General features: G+C 68.8%; 4 protein-coding genes and 2 pseudogenes. 5 read left to right on the top strand and 1 reads right to left on the bottom strand.

Features of this window, described 5'->3' with window-relative positions:
* Positions 1-144 (top strand): annotated as a pseudogene (locus JF597_RS50120) (transcriptional regulator); the annotation flags it as partial.
* A 289-nt stretch (positions 145-433) separates the two neighbouring features.
* Positions 434-601, top strand: coding sequence for a hypothetical protein (locus JF597_RS50115; protein ID WP_294012898.1), 168 nt, complete (start codon positions 434-436; stop codon positions 599-601).
* 113 nt (positions 602-714) lie between these two features.
* On the opposite strand, the gene JF597_RS50110 is transcribed toward JF597_RS50115, so the two are convergent.
* Complete coding sequence (locus tag JF597_RS50110; RefSeq protein ID WP_294012895.1) at positions 715-1,833, bottom strand: NAD(P)/FAD-dependent oxidoreductase; 1,119 nt, start codon at positions 1,831-1,833, stop codon at positions 715-717.
* 52 nt (positions 1,834-1,885) lie between these two features.
* On the opposite strand from JF597_RS50110, the gene JF597_RS50105 reads away from it, so the two are divergent.
* From JF597_RS50105 to JF597_RS50095, 3 genes and pseudogenes are all read left to right on the top strand, one after another.
* On the top strand, positions 1,886-2,566 hold the full coding sequence (locus JF597_RS50105) for a TetR/AcrR family transcriptional regulator C-terminal domain-containing protein (RefSeq protein ID WP_294012892.1): 681 nt from the start codon (positions 1,886-1,888) through the stop codon (positions 2,564-2,566).
* Between the two features lie 35 nt (positions 2,567-2,601).
* Positions 2,602-3,108 (top strand): annotated as a pseudogene (locus JF597_RS50100) (transposase).
* 51 nt (positions 3,109-3,159) lie between these two features.
* A complete protein-coding gene (locus JF597_RS50095) occupies positions 3,160-3,564 on the top strand; it encodes a hypothetical protein (protein ID WP_294012889.1) in 405 nt (134 codons plus the stop codon).
* Positions 3,565-4,158 lie beyond the last annotated feature (594 nt).

Genomic DNA, 4,158 nt, shown 5'->3' with positions numbered 1-4,158 from the left:
TGGACCAGCCCCGACGGCTCCGGACAGCGCCTGATGATCCTGACCGCCGAACCCGGCAGCCCCTCCCACGACGCCCTGCGCATCCTCACCTCATGGACCACCCGGCAACCGCGCACCGACCGGCCGGAGGACGTGTCGCGCTGACCACCTGGACACCCGAGGATCTCGCCCCTTTTCACCGGGTCCGAATCCCTCGCCCTATCCGCCGGGGACCACGGACACGGCGCCCATGGCGCCGACAGACGGCGGGCGGCGGACACGGACTCCAGCGCGGCCCGGCGCCGCCGGTACGGCCACGCGGTCTGTCCGTTCCGGACAGCCGCAGCAGATCGAACGCGACGAAGTGGGGCCGGCCGCTCCTCCGCCGCCCGGGCCGCCCCGGAACCACGCCCGGCAAGCTGGTTCGCCGGCCGCTCGAAAGCCGAGGCGACCCGTGGCATCCCATACGACCAGCGCGCCGTCCAGTGCGGTGGCCGTCCGGCAGCTGCGCGGCCCCGGCCGCGTCTCGGGGAACGCCGGGAGCAACTGGGTGCCGCGCCTGGAGCGCAGCACCACCCGGCCCGAGACCAAGGCCCGGAACCCGTCCTTCTCCAGACTTTGACGTGTTTCATGAGACGGTCCAGCGGTGGTTTTGCCGGTAGGGATTGAGGCGGAGCCGCACTGTTCCGTGAAGCCATCGCGAGTTGTTGATACTGGTGCTCTCGCGCTGGGCAGTCAGGATGGCTGGACTTGGTCGAAGAGGGCGAGGGCTTCGGCGGGGTCCGGGCTTACGAGGCGTTCCAGACCGGCCGTGGTGATCTTCGCCCACCTGCTGGCCCGTGCCCACATCTGTTCCTCGAAGGCGCGGACGGTCTTGTCCAGGTCTTCACGGCCGGTGGCGATGGACTCGGCGAGTTCGGCGCCTTCCAGCATCGCGAGGTTCGCGCCCGCCCCCAGTGGGGGCATCAGGTGGGCGGCGTCGCCCAGCAGCGTCACCCCGGGGACGTGGGTCCAGGTCTGGGACGCGGGCAGGACGTAGAGGGGGCGGTGGGCGAAAGCGCTGCCGTGGTGGAGGAGGTAGAGGACGGGAGTGGCCAAGCCGTCGAACAGGGCCAGCAGACTCGATCGCACGGCTTCGACGTCGGCCAGGTCCAGGTTTGTGTGCCAGTCCAGCGGCGCGCGGAACTTGGCGTATACCTTGACGTGGCCGCCGCTGTTGCGCTGGGCGGTGAGCGAGCGGTTCACGCCGTACACAGCGACGGAACCGTCGCCGATCAGCCGGGCGAGGTCGGGGTGGCGGGTGTCGATGTCGTCGAGGAAGGTCTCGACATAGGTGACGCCGGTGTAGTGCGGTGTCGCCGACGAGACCGCCGGGCGGACCCGGGACCAGGCGCCGTCCGCGCCGACCACGAGGTCGAACGTCTCCTGTCGCCCGTCCGCGAAGTGGACCAGTACGCCGTCCCGGGTCCCGGGCACCACCTGCGTCACGCCCCGTCCCCACTGGACGTCGAGAGGGCCGAGCAGCAGGTCACGGAGTTGCCCGCGGTCGATCTCGGGATTGGCCCGATCATCTGGACGGGGTCGCCAGTCGCGCAGGACGGTCCCGGCCGTGTCCAGGATGCGCATGGCCTGTCCCTCGGGACGGGACAGCGCCTGGAACTCCGCCAGCAGTCCCGCCTTGTCCAGTGCGAGTTGGCCCAGCCCTTCGTGCAGGTCCAGCGTGCCGCCCGGGGGGCGGGCGTCGGGGGCGGGATCGCGTTCGAGGACGGTGACGGCGTGACCATGACGGTGCAGGACGCGGGCGAAGGTGAGACCGGCGGGGCCGCCCCCGACTACGGCGATACGATGTCTCATACCCATACACTGTATTTCTGGAGTGCAGGCATCGCAACAGAACGGTGTGACCATGACTGTGTGGGACCGGCCGGAGCCGCCGGCTCGCCCCGTGCCCCTCGACCGGGAGCGGATCGTCGCCGCCGCCATCGCACTGGCCGATGAGGGCGGCCTTGCGGCGGTGTCGTTGCGCAAGGTCGCCGCCCGGCTGGAGGCCGGCCCGATGCGGCTGTACGGATACATCTCCACCAAGGAAGAGCTGTACGACCTCATGGTGGACGAGGTTCAGGGCGAGATCCTCCCCGAGGAGCAGCCCGGCGACTGGCGGGAGGCGCTGCGCGTCCTCGCGCACCGCACCAGGCAGACCGCGCTCCGGCACGAATGGCTGGCCGACCTGCTCGGCGGCCGCCCGGCCCTGGGCCCGAACGGCCTCGCCGTGGCCGAGTCCACCCTGTCCGCCCTCGACGGCCTCGCCGATATCGACACCGTCATGCGCGCCGTGGAGACGGTCAGCGCCTACTTCACGGGCGCGATCAGGCGCGAGATCACGAATCTGCGTGCCGAGCGCGCCACGGGCCTGTCCAAGCACGACTGGCAGCGCGCCCACGGCCCGCACGTGACGAGAATGCTGGCCACCGGCCGCTTCCCGGCGCTGAAAAGGGCCGTGTACGACGGCACCGACGTGGACGCCGAGGCCTCCTTCGCGACCGGCCTGGACTGGGTCCTCGACGCCGTGGCCGCCAAAATCACTTAGACGTGTCTTGATTGGCGTTGAGTCGTTGCTCCGGCATGGCGACAGCGGAACGAGCCGTGCCTGAGGGGTTGTGGGAGACCTTCCTGAACGTGGTGCCGAAGCCACCAACTCGTGTGCAGCGTGGGGCCGTCGTCGATGAGATGACCGCGCCGTGCTGGCCGCGATCATCTTCGTAGCCACGTCGGGATACACCTGGCGACAACTGCCGCTGGTTCTTCGGCGCTTCCTGGCGGACGGTCCATCGTGGCGGTCCACGCCGTCGGCGGCCCGCCAAACCGCACGCAGACAAGGGCTTCGACTTCGACCACTTGCGCAACTGGCTACGGCAACGGCGGATAGTGTTTCGGCGTGCCCGCCGCGGCGTTGAGCCGTCGGCTCGTTCGGGGCGGCATCGCTGGGGGGTGAGCGCATGTCATGGCTGAACGGCTGCCGCCGACTGCATCGTCGCTATGAACGGAAGGGCTGAACACTTCCTCGCCTTCGCTGGATTGGCCAGTGCCCTCACCTGCTACCGCCGGTGTGCACAGGGCGGATATCCGTGAAAGCGGCAGGGGAGAGCGCCAGGTGGCGTGACGAGGACGGGAGGAGTAGGAGTGAACGTGGTGTGGGCGGCGACGGCACTGGAGACCGGCTGGTTCTCAGGGCTCGAACGGCACTCGAATGTCCAAGAACTTGAGGCTCACATCAAGGCGCTCGGAACCGGCCTCGGCCAGGGCTACCTTGAGATCCGGCGGCCGGACGGCGACCTCCCCTACTTGGCTCTGGGCTTCAAAGGAGACCACGCTGTCCTCCACCTCTTCGACACCTCTGGCAGAGTGTCTCTTCGTGTAGGCGATGATTCCGCGGCACCGAGTGCCGAGGTCGAAGTGGTGATCATGGACGAACTACACGCGTTCACCGGAGACGTCGCACTGTCCATGGATCATGCGTGGGACATCGTTCACGACTTCATCCAGACAGCGACGCCTGGTGAACTGAGTGATTGGTACGAGTTGTAGGCAGGGCTCCATCGCCAACTGAGAGATCTCCTTAGCTGCCGACGCGACGCCTTGCTTTTGCCCAAGCGTCAGTCGTGGGTATGGCGAAGGTCTGTCTTCGTGACTGACCGCAGATCGCGATGGCAACGAACAGCCGCTGTAGCCGGTGGGGGAGGCGCAGCCGCGCCACGAAGTCCACGACCGCGGTGTCGAGCTGTGTTGGCAGCGCTTTCCGATGCGCCATGTCCTACACCCGTTCCTCCCCGGCGCACGTCCCCCGCGTGCCTCAGCCCGATCGCAACGGCTCACCCGTCCACGCTCCCCAGGGGACACCGCGTCGCGGCGACCCGTGCCGGCGTCTGCCCGGCGGGGGGCAGCCGGGGGCCGGTACCCGAGGCAGCATCAGGAGACGATCAACGTTTCTTGTGTGGTTGAGGTGATGCCTGGTAGGAATGTGACGCACCGTCACCGTCACATGTTCGATTCTGCGGGGGTTCATGTGGTCGCCACGGCCTTACCGTCTTCGCCGCGGCGACGCCCGGGTGCTCCGCGCCCGGCCCGGCGGCGGCTTCCCGCCGTTGTCAGGCGGGCCACGCGGCACGGACTGGTGCTGAG

This window comes from Streptomyces sp., from assembly GCF_019510245.1.
In the GTDB taxonomy this organism is placed as follows: domain Bacteria; phylum Actinomycetota; class Actinomycetes; order Streptomycetales; family Streptomycetaceae; genus Streptomyces.
This window is presented reverse-complemented; position numbering and strand designations above follow the sequence as displayed.